Raw genomic sequence first — 17,642 nt, 5'->3', positions numbered from 1 at the left:
TTTTTGTTACAGTGCGGTTATTGATAGCACTTACACCATATGCCACATTTAGCCGTTCCTGCAACACACCAAACCAAACCAACCGGTTTTAGAGCCGCCCTTGAAGCGCTCAATTTTTTCATGGCAGATATGCAGGCGGGCATCGGCCCCTTTCTGGGTATCTTCCTGCTTGCCCACCAGTGGAAAAGCGGAGCCATTGGTACCGTAATGACCCTTGGCGGCGTAGCAGGTGTACTGGTAACCATACCCGCAGGTGCGCTTATTGACCAAACCAAGCGCAAAAAATTATATGTGATCATTCCCGGTATATGTACTGTACTGGCCTCGGCGGTTATCCTGCTATCGCAAAATTTTTGGATCGTGGGCCTGTCGCAGGTGGCTACAGCCATAGCAGGCGCCGCTATAGTGCCCGCCGTAATGGCCATTACGCTGGGTTTGGTAAAACAAAAAGGCTTTAACCGCCAAAACGGGCGTAACCAGGCCTGGAACCACGCCGGCAACATGGTTGGCGCAGGCCTGTCAGGTTACCTGGGCATGGTATATGGCATGCAGGCTATCTTTTATCTATCGGCTGCGTTTGGGCTAATCTCTATTATACTGGTGAGTACCATACCCGCTTCTGCTATTGATGACAGGGCCGCCCGCGGTATGAAAGCAGGAAAAGACGATGCTAATGATACCAGCAGCTATAAAGAACTTTTAGAATGCAAACCATTATTAATGCTGGCAGGGGCGCTGGCTTGCTTTCACCTCGGCAACGGCGCCATGCTGCCGATGTATGGCCTTGGCGCGGCAAGCCAGGGCAATAGCAATGCGTCCATGTTTGTAGCCATGACCATTGTAATAGCACAACTGGTGATGATAGGCGCATCTATAGTAGCTATGCGATCGGCAGATAAGAGCGGTTACTGGCTGGTGATGTTGCTATCTTTCTTATCGTTACCCATACGCGGGCTGGTGGCTGCCAGTTTAAACTATCATATAGGCCTATACCCGGTACAGGCACTTGATGGTATTGGCGCGGGCCTGCAAAGCGTAGCTGTACCCGCCCTTGTAGCGCATATACTCAATGGTACCGGCCGTATTAACGTTGGCCAGGGCGCTGTAATGACGGTACAGGGTGTAGGCGCGGCATTAAGCCCGGCAATTGGTGGATGGCTGGCACAAAGCATGGGTTTTAAACCGGCATTTGTGGTATTAGGCAGTTTCGCGGTTATCTCTATATTTATCTGGGTTTATTACAGTAAAACACTTCGCAAAGTTTGCGACCACGGCCACAAACACTGATCATGAGCAACAACTATATTATCTGGGCTATTTCCCTGCTGGCCATCGCAGGGGTTATTATCAGACCTTTTAAATTGCCGGAAGCCGTTTGGGCTTTAAGCGGGGCTATCTTACTGCTTATATGCGGGCTCATTACCTTTAAAACCTTTACCGCCGGTGTAGCAAAAGGTACTGATGTTTACCTTTTTCTGGCGGGGATGATGCTGCTCTCAGAATCGGCCAGGGAAGAGAAACTTTTTGATTGGATTGCCGGGCATACGGTAAGAGCATCAGGTGGTTCTGCCTCAAAACTCTTCCTATTGGTTTTCATGGCTGGTGTTGTGGTCACCGCGCTTCTTTCTAATGATGCTACCGCTGTGGTTTTAACACCGGCGGTAATTGCCGCTACCAGGGCTTCAGGCGTTAAAAACAACTTACCATATTTACTTATTTGCGCGTTTATCGCTAACGCGGCATCGTTCCTGCTGCCTATATCTAACCCGGCAAACCTGGTGATCTACCAAAAGCAACTACCCTCGCTCGGGCATTGGCTGGGTCAATTCCTTATACCGTCTGTTTTGGTAATTGTGCTCACGTATTGGGCGCTGAAAACCACACAGAAAAACGCGCTGAAGGAAATCTTCAGCACCGACGTGGAACGCCAGCCTTTAAGCAAAACAGGTAAGCTGGCTTTGTATAGCATTATCGCGACTGTAGCAGTATTGCTCGCATGTTCTGCTTTAGGAATCGACCTCGGGTGGCCAACCTTTATTACAGGTTTACTTTGTACACTAATTATTGGCGCCGTTGCCAAAAAGTCTGTCATCAAACCTATGCGACAGGTATCATGGGGCGTTTTACTGCTGGTAGCCGGGCTTTTTGTAATTGTTGAAGCGCTTACCCAAACAGGCGTAACGCAGCAATTGGCTGCAAAATTAGCCGCAGCGGCAAGCCATAGCGCCCAAACTACTTCAATTATAGCAGGCGGTGGACTGGCAATCCTGTGTAACCTCATGAATAACCTTCCGGCTGGACTTATAGCCGGCGAAATATCTCAGGCCGCAGCCATGCCCGACCTGGTGCGCAAAGCTATACTTATCGGTATCGACCTTGGGCCAAACCTTTCAGTTACCGGCTCATTAGCTACCATATTGTGGTTAAACGCGCTTCGCAGGGAAGGTATCAATGTAAGCGCCGTAGATTTTTTAAAAATAGGCGCGGTGGTGATGCTTATACCGTTAATAGCCGTATTGCTCTTGTTGCCCTACATCAGTATTTAATTTACTTACTTATTTTTCTTGAGCTTACGGCTTTTAAGGAACTGCTGGGTTTTTATATTTTCCCACATAATGAGTTTATCCTCTATTCGATGGAACGCCCTTATATCGCCGTCCTGCGAAATAACCAGGCCTAAACTGCCAGGATAGTTCCAGCAATAACTGATCATGGAGCGATGGCGGGTGCCAAAATGCAGTGGATCTGTAGGTACCAATGATTTTGGTGTGGCGGTTGCCGTAGGTGATATATATATTTTTCTTGGGGACTTTTTAGCCTTTAGTACTGCGCCAAAACCTTTTGATATCATATCGGCATCAAACAGTAAAACACCATCTACGCAGGTATGCGAAGCCAGGAACGATATACAGCCCTTAATTTCATCGGCTATTTGCTCACGTGAGAACAGCGACCGGGACTGCTCCAAATACCAGTCTTTGGAGATGGATCTTTTGCCCGATGCCAAGTGGTCTTCAATAAGCCATTCGGCCAGGTAGTTGTTGATGCTTTCTTTGGCATATTTGCTTACCGCTAACTTTAGCCTATCGTAATAGATCTTGTATTTAATGTCGATATCTTGTTCATTATTAGTGATGAGGATGCCCCCGCCGTGATGATAATTTTGAACACGCAGTAACAGGCGCGAAAGGGTTTGTATCCATAACCCGTCGGCGAAGTTTTCCCAGTCAGCAAAATCCTCTTCCGGGTGCTCGCTTTTCAAAAACTCCTTTAGCTCCTCCTTTAAATGGCCGGCATTAGCTTTTAATATTTTGGATACCGGGCCTATGGTAAATACGTCCAGGTAGCGCGGTATTAATACGTTTTGCTTTAACCTGGCGAGCAGCTCATAATCAAACAATACATCCAGCGTACCAATATCATTTACCAGCACCTGAAATAAGCCTGGCTGCTCGGAGCCTGATTCCGACTCATAATTCAAAAAACTTTGATAATGTATAGCCTGATCGATCATCCCCCAGATATATAATCCACCTTCCTGATTATAATAAACCGCGAGGGAGGTGGTAGAAGGGTCTGACGCCTTGGAAAGCTTTACCAGGTTTTTAATGGTGAACTCCATGTGTTCATCGAAGCGGATAACACTCCAGCGTTCAGCCACTACTTCCCGAGGCGGGCGCGGGTCGGGATTTTCAGGGTCTATCAGCGTAACGGTCACCTTTATCAGGTCGCTTTCTTCTGTGCGCATGCTGGCAAAGAACAACGTTTCAAAAAGGTCCTCCAATATTACCATAGGAGGTATAGGCAACGATAGTTTACTGTGCTTCAACTTTTCAAGCACGTGCAGGGCCAGATCTTTCGGTTTAGCGTTTACCATTACCTTGTGTTATTTGTTGTTATATACCAATTACAGACCTTTGTAGATTGCCCCGAATAGTTTTTTATTATCGGAGTACGAATCCCGTGATGATCCGTTGTTGAAAAACAGCGGCTTTGTAAATTTGTTGATAGCCGCTATCGCGTTATTTTGGTAAACTTTATATTTGGGTCAAACAAAACCTTATGAAAATCAGGACAATACTACTGTCGCTTTGCTACCTTTCAGTTTTAAGCACCTTTGCCCAAAACAAAAAGTTTAACCAACCGCTGGCCGATAGCCTTGCCAAATGGGTAAAGGTTGACCAGATAGCCGCATCAGTTCCGCAAGGAGAATATAAAAACTGGACACGCGAACGTTGGGACAACTTTAAAGACAGCGTTTTTAATACCCACCAGCGCTTGCTTGCAAATATTTTTAAGCAATACGGTTACCCGGGCTACGACCTTGTAGGAAAAACAGGCTCAAACCATTTTTGGCTAATGGTACAGCATTGCGACAAGCACCCCGATTTTCAAATACAAGTTTTAAAAGCCATGAAGGTTGAGGTTGATAAGAACAACGCCGACCCGAAAAATTTTGCTTACCTAACCGACAGAGTCAACATCAACACCGGAAAAAAACAAGTTTACGCCACACAATTAACTTACAATACCAAACTGTGCCAGGCTATCCCGCGCCCATTGGCTGATAGCGCGAATGTAAACATACGCCGCAGGCAGGTTGGCCTGGAACCTATTGAGGTTTACTTGAACCAGATGTCGAGATTACATTTTGAGATGAACAAAGAGGTTTATGAAAAACAGGGTATCCATGAACCTAAGATCATCCCCGAGCCTAAAGCCGATGGCAAAACAAGTTAAACCGGATTTAACAGAATTTAATTTTGTTCGACCTATAAATTTTTAGAAAAATAAAATTATCTATTGACAAAACAATTTTTACTTGTACATTTACGGCATAACAAAACAATGAATACACAACGTGCATATTTCTGGGGTTTCTACTTTTACTTTAGCAGTAAGAGCCGGGACTGATATGTACTAAAAACACATAAAAGAAAAAACTGAAAAGTCCCGGCCCAACAAGCCGGGACTTTTTGCTTTACAGGTATGATAAAGACTGATAAACCACGGGTGGCCATACAGGGCATAAAAGCTTCGTTTCATGAGGAAGCCGCTTTCCGTTACTTTGGTGAAAACATTGAAACGGTTGAGTGCAACTCGTTTAAGCAAACTTTTGAGGCGCTTAAGAACAAAGAGGCCGACTACCTGGTAATGGCTATTGAAAACAGCATTGCCGGCAGCATTCTACCTAATTACTCGCTCATGATGGGCTATAGCTACCCGGTAGTTGGTGAAGTATACGTACCTATACAACTGCACCTGATGGCCCTGCCCGGTGTACGGTTTGATGAGGTAAAATACGTTACCTCTCACCCCATTGCCATACGCCAGTGTATTGATTTTTTTGATGAGTACCCGCATCTCAAGATCATTGAGAGTAACGATACCGCCGCCTGTGCCAAACGCATACGCGATGAACAGTTAAAAGATACTGTAGCTATCGCCAATACGCTTGCCGCTCAGCTTTATGGTTTAGACGTTTTAGAACGCCGTATTGAATCAAACAAGCTGAATTTTACGCGTTTCCTGATACTGACCACGCATGAGAACAACCGCAGGAAAGAACCCGCCAACAAAGCCTCACTATGCTTTGAGGTAAATAACGAAGTGGGGGCGCTGGCCAAAGTGCTGAACATTTTTGCTCATGAGCAGGTGAACATGACCAAGATACAAAGCATGCCGGTATTGGGTAAACGTAATGAGTACAATTTTTATGTTGACATTGAATGGACGGAAACCAAGCAGTTTGACAATGCCATAAAACAGATATTAAAGTACACACACAACTTTAATATTTTGGGAGAGTACCGGCGTTACGAAGAAGACAATTCGCCTAAGCAGCCGCCAAAGCCAAGTAATACAAAACGCTACATTACTGTGAAAAAGATAGAGTAGTGATGAGTCGGAAAGCCCGGAAAGTCCGGGAGGCCGAAAGAGAAACACACCGGAAGTCCGAAGATTCGGAAAGTCCGAAAGAAAAAATTTAAAGAAATTAAAAAACCACCCCGGACTTCCCTTCTTATCGGACTTCCGGACTAACAAAAAACGATATGAAACTGAACTTAAACATACAGCCCCTAAACACCTGGATAAATAAAGAAGGTAAGCAGCCTTTATTAATTGCAGGCCCTTGCAGTGCCGAAACTGAAGACCAGTTGGTAGCCACCGCGCATTTATTAGCTAAAACCGGCAAAGTTACCGCGCTGCGCGCAGGTATCTGGAAACCACGTACCCGCCCGGGTGAGTTTGAAGGCATTGGCAGCATTGGCCTGGAGTGGTTAAAACGAGCCAAAGAAGAAACCGGTTTACCTACCGCTGTTGAGGTAGCTACCGCGAAACACGTTGAAGAAGCCCTGGCAGCAGGCGTAGATATCCTTTGGGTAGGTGCACGTTCAACTGCTAACCCCTTCACCGTGCAGGAAATTGCAGATGCCCTTAAAGGTGTTGATGTACCTGTAATGGTTAAAAACCCGGTAAATCCCGATCTTTCTTTGTGGGTTGGTGCGTTGGAGCGTATCAACAATGCAGGCATCACTAAATTAGCAGCCATTCACCGTGGTTTCTCATCTTACGAAAAATCGGCTTTCCGTAACGAACCGATGTGGGATGTAGCCATCAGCTTAAAAACTTTAGTGCCTGAGCTGCCTATTATCAATGACCCAAGCCACATTACCGGTAACCGCGACCTTATCGCTTACATTTCACAAAAAGCGATTGACCTGGATATGCAGGGTCTGATGATCGAATCGCACATTGACCCTACCGTGGCCTGGACCGATGCTAAGCAACAGGTAACCCCTGCCGCGCTTACTGATATCATCAACAATTTAACTTTACGCAAACCTGAAACACGCAATACTGAAATCAATGATAAACTGGGCGAATTACGTAACCAGATTGACAAGATCGATGACCTGCTGATACAAAAACTGGCCGAGCGTATGCAGATAGTTGAAAAAATAGGTAATTATAAAAAAGACAATAACCTAACCATTCTGCAGGTTAACCGTTGGGACGAAATTTTGCACAAACGTATTGGTTATGCAAAAGCGCTTAAATTAGGTGCCGAGTTTACCGAGAAATTCCTGGAACTGGTGCACAACGAATCTATCCGCAAGCAAACAGAGATCATGAACGCGGAGGCTGGCCAGGTAGAAGAAAAATTAACGCACGCGTAACCTGCCTCATCCCTGCCCTTCTCACATAGAGAAGGGTTGCAAATAACAAACACGGTTCTCAGTCAAAGAGAATTAAGATGAAGCTTAAATAAAAACACGAAAAGTCCTCTCCTTTGGAGAGGATTTAGGTGAGGCTAATATGGCAAAACATAACATCATACTTACCAAGCAAGGCAATACAGCTAAAGGGACTATACAACTCACCGGCTCCAAAAGCGAGTGTAACCGCGCCCTTATACTGGAAGCCTTAAGCGATGGTGAAGTTAAAGTTGAAAATATATCTGACGCTGCTGACGCGGTTACACTCAAGTCCATTCTTGATACAACGAAAATGGAACCACCGCAACTATTTGTTCAAACGCGTAAGATTGATGAACACGGTAAGGTAACAACAAGTGGCCCCGTTTTAACTACCGGAGTTGAGTCTGGCAGGCAGGTGGACGTTGGCCCGGCCGGTACGGCCATGCGTTTCCTTACGGCATACCTGCCTTTGCTTAACAAAAATGTTACCCTAACCGGTTCTGCCCGTATGCAGCAGCGGCCTATAGGCATATTGGTTGATGCCATGCGCAAGCTGGGCGCCACTATAGATTATGTGAATAACGAGGGTTATCCCCCTATCCATATCCATAGCGGGTTTGAACAGCAAACAAACGCGATAACGATAAAGGGCGATATTAGCAGCCAGTATATTACCGCGCTTTTACTGATAGCTCCTAAATTATCGCAAGGCCTCGAACTGCATATTGAAGGTGAGCTAACCTCCAAACCCTATGTGGAAATGACGCTGGCCATGCTTAACCAAACCGGCATCAGGCATAGCTGGGCAGATAATGTAATTACCATACAACCACAGGATTTTACGCCAACTACCCTCTATGTTGAGCCCGATTGGAGCGCGGCATCTTACTGGTATGCCATCGCGGCGCTAAGTGACGAGGCGGAACTCTTTTTACCGGGATTAACGCCCTACAGCCTGCAAGGCGATAGCGTTATCACCGAGATCATGGCTAACTTCGGCATCACATCTGTATTTAAGGGTGGGGGCGTTTATCTTACTAAAGAGGCTAAACCTATTGCCCGTAAAATATTTGATATGAAAGAATGTCCTGATCTGGCCCAAACCGTTATTGTGGTTTGCGCAGCTTTGGGGCATGAGGCAACATTTACCGGCCTGGAAACCTTAAAGATCAAGGAAACCGACCGGGTATTGGCCTTGCAAACCGAGCTGGCTAAAATGGGTGTTAAGCTGATAGAAAAAGGACAGGTTTACAAACTGGATTGCAGCGAACGCAACTTACCACAGCACATGTTCATCAGCACGTATGATGATCACCGTATGGCAATGGCCTTTGCACCGCTGGCCATACTGATACCCGAGTTGGAGGTAGAAGATGCCGAAGTGGTAAACAAATCCTATCCGGCTTTCTGGACAGACCTGGAAAAAGTTGGGTTTAAATCAGAGCCGTTATCATAGTACAAAAACTATGTCGTTGCGAGAAGTCCCGATGGCTATCGGGACGACGTGGCAATCTCATAAGCAGGTCGAGCATGCTTGTCATATGAGATTGCCGCGCTAACGCTCGCAATAACACTTAAGAAATCAATTAAAAACAATCTGCACATTTGCATATCCGCACATTTGCACATTAATACATTATGGCAGGCAACTCATTTGGGCAATTATTCAGGATAACCACATTCGGCGAATCACATGGCGAGGCTATCGGCGTCATTATTGACGGCTGCCCTGCAGGCGTTGACGTTGACTTGGATTACATACAGAGCGAACTGGATAAGCGAAAACCAGGCCAGTCCAAGATCACTACACAACGTAAGGAAAGCGATACCGTTAAAATACTTTCAGGCACATTTGAGGGTAAAACCACAGGCACACCTATCGCTATGATCATCCCGAATGAGGACCAACGCTCAAAGGATTACAGCCACAATGTAGATGTTTTCCGCCCGTCGCATGCGGATTATACTTATGCTACTAAATACGGCATCCGCGATCATCGTGGTGGGGGCCGCTCATCCGCCCGCGAAACAGCAGCACGTGTAGCTGCCGGTGCTTTGGCTAAATTGTTACTCAAAACACAGGGCATAGAGATTGTTGCACATGTAAGCAGTGTAGGTAAAATTGATGCGCCGAACGTTTTTATTGACAACGCCGATGACTTTATTGCCCAGCGCGAACAAAACATTGTACGTTGTGCAGACCCAGCCACCGCCGAAGAAATGATCGCTTTTATTGACGGTGTGCGCAAAGATGGTGATACCGTTGGCGGCAAAGTAAGCTGTTACATTAAAAACTGCCCGGTAGGTTTAGGCGAGCCGGTTTTTGATAAACTACATGCCGACTTAGGAAAAGCTATGCTGAGCATCAATGCCGTACATGGCTTCGAGTTCGGCTCGGGTTTTAGTGGCAGCGAAATGCGCGGATCTGAGCATAACGATATTTTCCAGAAAGATGCAAGCGGTAAAGTAACCACCCGTACTAACTTCTCCGGTGGTATACAGGGCGGTATCAGCAATGGTATGCCTATCGAGTTTAAAGTTGCCTTTAAACCTGTGGCCACCATTATGCACAACCAACAAACTATTGATGGCGAAGGCAATGCAGCAGAAATATCGGGCAAAGGGCGCCATGACCCTTGTGTGGTACCACGCGCGGTGCCTATTGTTGAAGCAATGGCCGCTTTAGTTTTAGCCGACCATTTGTTGAGAGACAGGACATCAAAACTATAAGATAGGAAAGCTGTTTAAAGCACAAAGGATAATTATATTGATGTAAGCGGGTACACTTGCGTTAACATTTAACATCCTTTTTCTTTGGCGCTACACCTCCGTGCTTATCCCATATTTTTTGAATGTAATTTGCAGCTACCGGCACTTTACATGCCGTACCGTTCTTTTCAATATTAATCATGCCTACTTGGTTAGCAATGTCCATAGCTTCATTTGCCAGTGTATATACGTAAGACCCTACCGAAATAATAAAGTTATTCATCTGGTAAATCACCCTGGCATCGCCTGAACGGATATTTTCTGCAGTTTGCTTCAACAGATGTTGTAGTGTTTCCATATCCAGTTCACTATCAGGCCAAAGTGTAACAATATTGCTCAAAGCAGACCATCCGCAGGCGGCTATATGCTCTACCGGGCTTTCTATCCATTCCAGCGCCAGTTCAAAGCCATGTGGGTTGCCTGCCGCTACCCAGGGCACGGTATACTCGCTTATATTATTTGATGTAGCAAGTTCAGCCCAGTTTTGGAGGTCTGCCTTGGTCATTTGAGCATCGTCAGCTATTAACCCTGCCAAATACATAGCATCGGCATTACCTGTGGCAAAAAGGTCTTTAGCAAGCTTATAATCCTTTTTAACTTTTTTCTGTATGGGTTTGAGATATTCGATTTTAACGCCAAAAAAGGGCTCTTTAACACCATGTTTCAACAGTGTTTTCTTTATACTTTCGCTACCCTTTGCCTTAAGTTCGGCCATAATTTCGTTAACATTCATGACACTTGGGTTAAGTACTAAAAAAGGAATACAATTTCATGTAATAAGTAAACAAGCCTTATTAACATTGTAATCAATTAAATATAATAATTTTATTGCTGAGGCAGGGTCTACGGTATTTGCTTTGTCAATCTAAATTCCTTAATCGTGTCCTTAATCCAACTTTATAAAAAAGCATACAGCGGGCTTGCGCGTTACAATTGGTACCTCAGTATTGTAATGCTTATTAACCGAAGCGGTACTATGGTTGTGCCTTTCATGACCATATACTGTATTAACCAGTTGCATTTCACAGTGGCACAGGCAGGCTACATCATGGCCTTGTTCGGTGCAGGCTCAATAGTGGGCGCTTACGTTGGTGGCTGGCTGAGCGACAGGATAGGCTTTTATGATATGCAGGCAGTCGCCCTTCTCACAGGTGGTGTTATGTTCATAATAGTGGGCTATCAAACCACTTTTATATCCCTGGGAGTAGCTACGTTTATTTTGAGCTTTTGTAACGAGGCATTCCGGCCAGCTAACGCTATGGCTGTTGCACACTTTAGCGCGCCTGAGAATAAAACGCGTTCCTATTCGCTGCACAGGTTAGCCACCAATTTAAAAAGAAATTGCGGTTATAATTGATTGATAAGGGCGCCAAAGGCATCCAAACCGATGGACTGGCATACACCAAATTTTTGCTGTTCATTCATTGCCTGTATCTGCCACTCCATGGCAGGGTCGCCTAAGCCGGTTAATTTCCGGTATTGCTGCGCATACAATTCATCGCTTTCAATGGAGGTAAACTCCGGTGAGAACTGGTTAGTGACAACATCTCGTGTATGCCAGATAGCAGCAGCGGTAGCTATAATACTCTTGCTAAAATTAACGTTTCCTGCGTTATTACCAAACTGGCCCAGGTAACGCATTAATATACCACGACCGGCTAAATAATCGTTTCCAAACTCCGGCCCGAAATTGGCTTTAAAGGGTGCTTCTCTGATAATGTTATCCGTATTGCCGGTCAATCCCATCTTTACACCTTTCGCAAGGCTTTTGAGATAATGGTTAATGCTATTTTCAAATACATTCGATTTAAACCCGGCATCAAAATGGGTGCGCGTTATCCATGCGGCAATATCATTTTTTATGGTTAACAGTTCGGTTAACGCGGCCATTAACATACCCTGGTCGCCGGTCCACACCCAGCCTTTTTCCCATGTTGGGTGGGTGGTATCTTTATAGTCCGACCCATCGAAAAACGCGGTAGGCCTTTCCTGCACTAAAAAGGCATCATTACCTAATTGTTGAAGGTAACCATAATCAGTAAGTTTAAACCAGCTATCAAACCAAAGCCATTGGCGGTAAGCCATTTCCAGGTATTGTTCGTTACCGGTTTGCTTTTCGATAGATAGCAAACGGTAAATACGGCATGATAATAAGAAGAACAGTACATTGGTCACCGTGTTTTTTACGCCTTTGTCCTGCCCGTCAGCATCGCCGTTCCGGCAACCATGCGGTACTGGTTTAGCGGTGTCAGAGAAATCGTATGCGTGTTCTTTTTCCTGCTGCCAGCACAATTCTATACTCAGTTTGGTATATTTATCGGCCAGTGCTTCGTTTCCTGATCTCAACAGATGTTTACGCGCATTAATGGCCATTAAACCCCACCAGCCAAAATCATCAGCCCACATTTTTCCGGCATCGAACGATTTAAAGTAGCGGTAATTTTCTTCCAGCATGCCGTCAATACTTTCTAAAACAGCCATTACGTCTTTATCGCCAGGCCATTTTTTATGCAGCGCGTCGGCAAATACCAGGCAGGCGTCAAAGGTGTTACCTCTTTTCCAGAAATCGTTAAAGTTCCATACCTGCTCAAACCTTTTAAAGGCGGCTATACATTGCTTTTTTACAGCAGCGGGTTAAGCTGATTAATATCATTAATTAAACCCCAACCATTTTGTCGCGGTAATATCAATGCTGCCAGTGAAGTTATCCGGGTAAACTCTCTTCTGTTCATCTGTATGGTTTCTGAAAGTACTTTAACTACAGTAAGTTAGTGAGGTAATCTGTTTCGTAGTACACCGTAAATATAAGTGCCAAGCAGGGCACCTCCTACAACAATGATCATGCTCACGTAGCCATAACCTATACTAACAAACATGGGGCCGGGGCACGCGCCGGTAAGTGCCCATCCTAACCCGAAAATAAGCCCGCCAAGTATGTACTTGGTCCATTGCTTGTCTTTGTCCGGCAGGCTAATAAATTCGCCCTCGGTGTTACGTAGCTTTAGTTTTTTGATGATATAAACTGCTATAATGCCCAGTATGACCGCGGTGCCAATGATACCATACATATGGAACGATTGGAAGCGGAACATTTCCTGTATGCGGTACCAGCTCACGGCTTCGGACTTAATCATGACGATACCAAAGACGATGCCCGCCAGTATAAATCTTAGTGCTTTCATATCAGAAGATGAGGGGGAATAATAAATGAGTCATGATAAGGCCACCAGCGAAGAAGCCGATCACGGCCACCAGCGAAGGTAACTGCAGGTTTGATAAGCCGCTTATGGCATGGCCCGAAGTGCAGCCTCCGGCATAACGCGTACCGAAGCCAATAAGCAAGCCGCCTGTAAGCATGAGCAGTATGTTTTTTAAGTTTAATGCTTTCAGGCCAAATAATTGGCCGGGTTCCAACTGCCCGTCAAACCGGATGCCGAGTGCTTTTAAATCTGTGATGGTAGCGGCAGATAATTGCAGCGGTTGCCCGTTTTTAAGGAATGTACCTGCTATAAAGCCGCCGATAACAGCACCTGCAAGAAAATACAGGTTCCATTTTTGCGAACGCCAGTTGAAATCAAAGAAAGCAACTTTTTTCCCTGCGCCAACCATGGTGCAAATGGTACGCAGGTTAGATGAAAAGCCAAAAGATTTACCAAATAGTATTAAGGTAACCATTACAGCCGCTATAACGGTACCCGAAGTGTACCAGGGCCAGGGTTGCCTGAGTAATTGAAGCATAAAATAACAGCGTTAATGAGTATAGAACAAATATAGTTGGTAGGAAGTAATTACAGCGGTTTTAATGCAGCTGACTGGTATCCGGAGGTGATAGTTTAAAGCACATGGTATTCAGGTGATCGTTCTTAGATCCCAATGCAGTGTGCAGGCGCAGTTACGGTAATTATTAATCACTAAACCCTTTCACACACTAATTACATAAAGAAGGATTATTACCTGATCTATTCTTTCTTAATGATCTGGCTATTGATCTCTATCTCACTTAACAGGCCCGGTGTATTTACAGAGCTTGAAAAGCTTTTTTCCGGCGATGCCATAGAGATCTTATCTAAGTCGGCAGTTACCTGGTCAAATTCTTTAAATAAGTGATTTAGTTCTTTAAGATGCGAATTGAAGATTTTAGCCTTATTGTTATAGGCGCTGATACGAATATTGTTTAGCGCAGAGGAAGCTGTTTTGGAAGTATCTGCCGCCATAGGTGAATACGCGGACAGATCTCCTAAAGTTGTACGGATTGACAATAGAGGAGGAGCCGCTGTATTGGAATCAACAGCTTGCAGCATTAGCTGTTGAGGGTCGGGGTTGTAGGCTACAAGGCTTTTGTATTCACTTACAATATCGTTGCTGATACTTGTTTGCAGTGCCTTGTCCTCGGTAACTATTTTTCTTTTAACGTTTGTTTGAAAGCCATTAAAGAGTAACGCGGTAAAATCATAGGCCTTGGTACGCAAAACGGCTCCCTGTACTGAATAGTAATTGCTAAGCGTTTTTGTTTTTGCGAACATAACGCCCAAATTAGTATTTACAATTTCTGAAGGTGTACTAAAAGAAAGATCGGTTTCATTCCCAAAGTTGTAAAATTGCCTTCCGTAAACCTCCAGGTCATCAATGCGTTCATATGATGATAGAAAATAGAGCCGGTATCGCTGATATTCTTTATCCGGGTTATCAATTTGCGCATAACAATTCTGCAAAAAATCTACAAAGGATTTATCGTTAAATATTTGGTAGATGTTTGCTTCAGCGGTAGGTTTCCAGCGGACGAGCGATAATTTGGCCTTGAATTGTAATTGTGCTGCGTGGTCTACACGGAGTGAATCAAACATTTTGGCAATAAAAAAGGCTACCTGGGTATTAGCCATCCCTCTTTTATCTTTATCGACCATTGCAGAAAGGCTATCCTGAATGGTCAGATAGTTTTCACTATTATTCCAGAAAGACGGTTCCAGCGGTGGTAGTAGTAACCGGTTTGTTTTAGTATCAACAAAAATGAATGTTCCGAGTGGGTATACGCTTTGAAAATTCTTCTCCACCATTGATAAACTGCTCATGGAAGTGGAATCCATTTTCAATAGGAAATTCAACACCTTGTTATGTTCCAGCTTTATGCTCAGCCCCTCTAAAGACTCAAAAGAGCTGTTTATTTTTTCGGGTACAATAATGGGGATATCATTAATTTCTTTCTTATGCGTTTCAAGCGTTTGATAATCCCTCTTAATTAATACAGAAAGCTGGTCTTCCGCATCCTGGCCGTAAAAGGCAATGGTATCTCCCTTTTTAATGTCGATCTCTTTTTCGCGGTCCTCGCCTGGTTTAAGGCTGAAGATGGCTTTTACTTTCAGATTACCCGAGTGCCCCTTGAGGCGATAAAAAACTGCGACCTTATTTTTATTTTCGTTTTTAATACGAAACCGGAAGTCGGACGCGCTGGAAAATTGCGGCAGGCAAAATAGCATTAGCCAGGTTACCAGGTAAAGCGGGTATAAGAAAACGTTTTTCATTTTGAGGATATTACGTTTCTAACGAACGTCACCCTCAAATATTTCAAGCTAAAGAAGTATCAAATCTATTTAGATTTAATCAAGCAGCGTCCATGTGCGTTTGGCTTGTACCGCCTGCACAACCTGTTGCTCGGCAACCACAATGTTTTCTTTGCGCTGGCCTATGTATTCCAGCGTGCTTAGCTTATTCCAAAGTGCAATTAAAACGCGTATAAACTCATCAATAGTGGTCATGGCAGCGCTAATGTCGTGATGGTTGTACACAATCTCTATCAAGCGGGCCAGTAACTCTTCAAAGTTGCCCGGGGTAACGTCTTTCCATTCGTAAAAGTATTTTAATAACTCTTCGCGTTCGTTACCGGCTATACTTTTTATGGTACTGAAAAAAACATGGGCCATTTCAGAAAAGTAGCCAACCATTATCAACGGCGGTTGATGATGAACGATATTGCGGTAAGGGAAATAAATGCGGGCAATAAAATCCAGCATTTTATCGCAAAGGGTTTTTACGTTTTTCCCGATGGTAGAAATGTTGTCTTTCGACGTGATCTTATCTATGATACGGAAAGACAGCAGCTGAAACTCATTTAGCTGGTTGCTGAAATGCTCGTAATACCTGATAAGGTCCGGATGGCTTAATATACTGGTTGATGGTGGTATATAATCTTTTATAACCGTTATGCCGGTACTGCTCCGTGTAAATTTTCCTACCTCAAGGTAGTTGTTATTGCGCGCATTTAGCTGCGACGCCGGTATAATGGTAATGCCATAATAGTTATCTACTTCCGGGTAGCGTAAAGGAGATTCTTCGGCATTGGGTTTACCTGTCGCTACACGCTGGTGCGGATCTACAGACAGGATAATGTAGTAAACCTCGGCTCCGTCATTTCCCGGATCGGTGTTAAAATAATGGTCAAATACCAATTCCTCACCCATATTAGCCGGAGGGATAAATATGCGGTAGCCTTCAGCAGTGATGGCATTGCATTGCTTTATTTTTATTTGTATGCCATTGGCCGGCCTTTCGTTTATCTGAATATCAAAAGAACGTTGTTCGCCGTTAAATGGCGGTAGCAAACCATAGTTTACGGAGTTAAGCGTAAGTGAATTGCTATCTCTGATGATATCCTGTACAAAGTTATCTGTTTGCACAAAATGAGCGCTGGAGATCTTCATCCCATCCACCCAATTTACAGCACGGTATTTCAATGGCAAAATCATTACATTACAAATTTAGCGTTATAAATAAACAGCCTGATCGCCCACCTTTTCCGGAGTGCTCACTATTTCAGAAACTCTTTTAGCAAATATGGGGAACCGCTCCGTGATCTGGTTTTGTTCAATATCCAGGTCGGGATCAATAAACTGGCGTTCTTTAAAGAATGATGGTTTAACGTAAAATATCCATTTATATCTCTCCTGATTATTTAAATACTCAATTTTTGAATCAGGGAACTTGAGGTTATAATCATCAATGAACTTTTGAAACCACAGGCCAAAATTCATGTTTCGGGGGGCTTTGGCCTTTACTTTTAGCGGCTCATCATCTGTAGTATATTTATAGATATTTACTTCTAAAACCAATAGTTTATTAAAGTCAAGATGCTCCATGCTGATGTCTTCTGGTACAAGCGGGTACTGCCATACTTTGTATATCTCCATGGGGATATTTAAAAAGGCAATATATGTCCACCAGAAAATTACGGGCAGTAGAAACACCAGTACGGATGATGAAGCCCAGATGCCGTATCCGAGGTTATTTAGCCAATCAAACCCGAGCTTAAATAAAAATATACCTAACAGGCATGTTATAAGGCAACAAACAAAAAAGAAGCCCCGTTTTTGCAGCAGCATTTCTTCATAATGTACACCTGCCTGCCACACAAATATGGTACCCACCACCAGGTAGTAAAAAGAGCACCCTAAATATCCCCAGGGCATAAACTGCAGGTCGAGAAAACCAAGAAGGCCCGGTAAGCCCAAAACAATGCCGGTAAGCAACATAATTACAATGAGCTTTTTGTTGTTGAGCAGCTTGTTCTTCTTATTTAAGATCGTCATCACGGTAGTAGAGATGATAACGATTACGGGAAAAAGCAGATATCTTATAAAAAACGATTTAACGTCCATATAGTAATAGGCTTGTGGTCAG

The 17,642-nt window shown here is 44.2% G+C and carries 16 protein-coding genes; 8 read left to right on the top strand and 8 right to left on the bottom strand.

Features of this window, described 5'->3' with window-relative positions; all coding sequences use genetic code 11:
• Window positions 1–39: 39 nt before the first annotated feature.
• Both CKK33_RS00655 and CKK33_RS00650 read left to right on the top strand, forming a co-directional pair.
• The gene (locus CKK33_RS00655; RefSeq protein WP_095702250.1) at window positions 40–1,287 is read left to right on the top strand and encodes an MFS transporter; all 1,248 of its coding nucleotides are present in this window, start codon (window positions 40–42) and stop codon (window positions 1,285–1,287) included.
• A 2-nt stretch (window positions 1,288–1,289) separates the two neighbouring features.
• A complete protein-coding gene (locus tag CKK33_RS00650) occupies window positions 1,290–2,546 on the top strand; it encodes an arsenic transporter (RefSeq protein ID WP_095702249.1) in 1,257 nt (418 codons plus the stop codon).
• Window positions 2,547–2,551: 5 nt separating this feature from the next.
• Here CKK33_RS00650 and CKK33_RS00645 read toward each other — a convergent pair whose 3' ends face one another.
• Window positions 2,552–3,877: a putative sensor domain DACNV-containing protein gene (locus tag CKK33_RS00645; protein WP_095702248.1), complete on the bottom strand. Its 1,326-nt coding sequence runs from the start codon at window positions 3,875–3,877 to the stop codon at window positions 2,552–2,554.
• 185 nt (window positions 3,878–4,062) lie between these two features.
• Between CKK33_RS00645 and CKK33_RS00640 the strand changes: the two genes are divergently transcribed.
• The 5 genes from CKK33_RS00640 to aroC all read left to right on the top strand — a co-directional run bounded on the left by CKK33_RS00640 (window position 4,063) and on the right by aroC (window position 9,932).
• Entirely contained in the window at window positions 4,063–4,740 is a 678-nt protein-coding gene (locus tag CKK33_RS00640) for a DUF6624 domain-containing protein (protein ID WP_095702247.1), read from the top strand.
• A 249-nt stretch (window positions 4,741–4,989) separates the two neighbouring features.
• Window positions 4,990–5,898 carry a prephenate dehydratase gene (locus CKK33_RS00635; protein WP_095702246.1) on the top strand — a complete coding sequence of 303 codons (909 nt, stop codon included), beginning with the start codon at window positions 4,990–4,992 and terminating at the stop codon, window positions 5,896–5,898.
• Window positions 5,899–6,053: 155 nt separating this feature from the next.
• Window positions 6,054–7,181, top strand: coding sequence for a chorismate mutase (locus CKK33_RS00630; RefSeq protein WP_095702245.1), 1,128 nt, complete (start codon window positions 6,054–6,056; stop codon window positions 7,179–7,181).
• Window positions 7,182–7,320: 139 nt separating this feature from the next.
• The gene (gene aroA, locus CKK33_RS00625) at window positions 7,321–8,658 is read left to right on the top strand and encodes a 3-phosphoshikimate 1-carboxyvinyltransferase (RefSeq protein ID WP_095702244.1); all 1,338 of its coding nucleotides are present in this window, start codon (window positions 7,321–7,323) and stop codon (window positions 8,656–8,658) included.
• Between the two features lie 182 nt (window positions 8,659–8,840).
• Window positions 8,841–9,932 carry a chorismate synthase gene (gene aroC, locus CKK33_RS00620; protein ID WP_095702243.1) on the top strand — a complete coding sequence of 364 codons (1,092 nt, stop codon included), beginning with the start codon at window positions 8,841–8,843 and terminating at the stop codon, window positions 9,930–9,932.
• Window positions 9,933–9,993: 61 nt separating this feature from the next.
• On the opposite strand, the gene CKK33_RS00615 is transcribed toward aroC, so the two are convergent.
• Window positions 9,994–10,704 carry a DNA alkylation repair protein gene (locus tag CKK33_RS00615; RefSeq protein ID WP_095702242.1) on the bottom strand — a complete coding sequence of 237 codons (711 nt, stop codon included), beginning with the start codon at window positions 10,702–10,704 and terminating at the stop codon, window positions 9,994–9,996.
• A 147-nt stretch (window positions 10,705–10,851) separates the two neighbouring features.
• Here CKK33_RS00615 and CKK33_RS00610 point away from each other — a divergent pair, with 147 nt between their 5' ends.
• A complete protein-coding gene (locus tag CKK33_RS00610) occupies window positions 10,852–11,328 on the top strand; it encodes an MFS transporter (RefSeq protein WP_233138117.1) in 477 nt (158 codons plus the stop codon).
• On the opposite strand, the gene CKK33_RS00605 is transcribed toward CKK33_RS00610, so the two are convergent.
• The 6 genes from CKK33_RS00605 to CKK33_RS00580 all read right to left on the bottom strand — a co-directional run bounded on the left by CKK33_RS00605 (window position 11,319) and on the right by CKK33_RS00580 (window position 17,620).
• Window positions 11,319–12,452 carry a glycoside hydrolase family 76 protein gene (locus tag CKK33_RS00605; RefSeq protein ID WP_095702241.1) on the bottom strand — a complete coding sequence of 378 codons (1,134 nt, stop codon included), beginning with the start codon at window positions 12,450–12,452 and terminating at the stop codon, window positions 11,319–11,321. The two genes, CKK33_RS00610 and CKK33_RS00605, sit on opposite strands and share 10 nt — an antisense overlap.
• 287 nt (window positions 12,453–12,739) lie before the next feature.
• Window positions 12,740–13,153 (bottom strand): YeeE/YedE family protein, encoded by a 414-nt coding sequence (locus tag CKK33_RS00600; RefSeq protein WP_095702240.1) that lies wholly within the window; start codon window positions 13,151–13,153, stop codon window positions 12,740–12,742.
• 1 nt (window position 13,154) lies between these two features.
• Entirely contained in the window at window positions 13,155–13,709 is a 555-nt protein-coding gene (locus CKK33_RS00595; RefSeq protein ID WP_095702239.1) for a YeeE/YedE family protein, read from the bottom strand.
• Between the two features lie 221 nt (window positions 13,710–13,930).
• Window positions 13,931–15,490 carry a hypothetical protein gene (locus tag CKK33_RS00590; protein WP_095702238.1) on the bottom strand — a complete coding sequence of 520 codons (1,560 nt, stop codon included), beginning with the start codon at window positions 15,488–15,490 and terminating at the stop codon, window positions 13,931–13,933.
• A 75-nt stretch (window positions 15,491–15,565) separates the two neighbouring features.
• Window positions 15,566–16,711, bottom strand: a complete 1,146-nt coding sequence (locus CKK33_RS00585; RefSeq protein WP_095702237.1) for a hypothetical protein — start codon at window positions 16,709–16,711, stop codon at window positions 15,566–15,568.
• A gap of 18 nt (window positions 16,712–16,729) precedes the next feature.
• Entirely contained in the window at window positions 16,730–17,620 is an 891-nt protein-coding gene (locus CKK33_RS00580; protein WP_095702236.1) for a TssN family type VI secretion system protein, read from the bottom strand.
• Window positions 17,621–17,642 lie beyond the last annotated feature (22 nt).

This window comes from Mucilaginibacter sp. MD40, assembly GCF_002288635.1.
In the GTDB taxonomy this organism is placed as follows: domain Bacteria; phylum Bacteroidota; class Bacteroidia; order Sphingobacteriales; family Sphingobacteriaceae; genus Mucilaginibacter.
Note: the sequence above shows the minus strand (reverse complement) of the source record. Positions and strands in the feature narration are given on the sequence as shown.